Here is a 1,269-nt window from a genome sequence, read left to right on the forward strand (position 1 = left end):
GGTATGTTTTGTCGAAGAGCCATGGTTTTCGGGAACTAGGTAGTTGCGCACTAGCAATGACATAACCACTCTTTTCGATTTCAGTTTGTTGAGGGCAGCCAAGTCGCTTCAACTGTTCTGCTCGCTGCGCGAGAATGGCATCCGAAGTGAAGCTAGTCGAAAACACAAACTCGCTCCAAAGCACTGCACAGCCATAGATCACCAGGACCAATAGAATCAACGCCACCGTCCAGCGCTTGGAAATCAGGAAGTAGCGCTGCCGAATCTCGTTATCAGGGGTGCTGTTCTGGATGTTCATGCTGCCGCCTCCCAAATTTCATCATTCGCCGCCGTCCTGACTCTTAAGACAAATCGGCCTACAGCCCCCATGTTTTCTGCGTATACAGCTATCATTTCAGGAGCAATTGACAACCAACCAGCCACACTATGACTCATCACCAGCGCCTCATTCATGTCGCCNNCCAGCCGACCTGCTTTTGGTAGCTCTGCTGGTCCCAGTTGAAGGTGACTCCGGCGCCATTGTTTTGCGCCGCATTCTGGGCGATGGTGGTCGTGCTGATATGGCCGTCGCCATCCAGGTCCAGGCCCACGGCCATGAACTGGCCGACTCTTTTGTTCTTGGCGTTGGCATCGTCCGGATGGGCCGCTGCATAAGCCGCATCCAGTGCCGCACTCAAGCCCGCCTTGGCCGCCCGCTCTTCTTCGGTCAGACCGGCATCCGTCGCCCCGGCGTCGGCCTGCAGTTTGGCGGTCTGCACTTCCCACAGAGGGGCAATCGCCTCGCGGTTGAAGGCGGCGGCGACCAGCGCCTCATTCATGTCGCCGTGCTGGTTGGGGTCGGTCGGGTCCACCTGGTAGGCGCCGGGGTTGGCGCTGAAGGGCACGCCGTTGTCGTCAAAGCGGCGGTACGGCAAGCGTTGCGCACCGGTGAGCGGGTCGATGTCGGTGAGCCGAAAACCAGCGTCACCGGCATCATTGGCGCGCCAGGCCAGACCCGGCATGCGCTGGGCGATGAGGCCGATTTGTTGTTCTGCGCTGTGCGTGGCGTTGTAGCTGTCCACGACGTTGGTTTGCAGGTAGTTGACGATGCCCTGCAGGCCTTGTCGGGCGCGGTCGGTGCCGAAGCTGTCGCCATTGGCGTTGACTTGCAGGCCGAGGTTGGTGATGCCAGGGCCGTAGGTGACGTTGGCCACGCCCCAGGCTTTGGGCGGGCCGGGGGCGAACAGGGTTTGCAGAATGCTGACGCCGATCAGCGCCCAGCCCAGCGGG

The 1,269-nt window shown here is 60.2% G+C and carries 1 protein-coding gene; it reads right to left on the minus strand.

Going from position 1 to position 1,269, the window contains the following annotated elements:
• Positions 1-298 (minus strand): hypothetical protein (locus B3V69_RS02445; protein ID WP_296443456.1); only part of this gene is annotated, 298 nt, incomplete at its 3' end.
• Between the last annotated feature and the right edge of the window lie 971 nt (positions 299-1,269).

This window comes from Rhodoferax sp. UBA5149, assembly GCF_002413825.1.
Lineage (GTDB): Bacteria > Pseudomonadota > Gammaproteobacteria > Burkholderiales > Burkholderiaceae_C > Rhodoferax.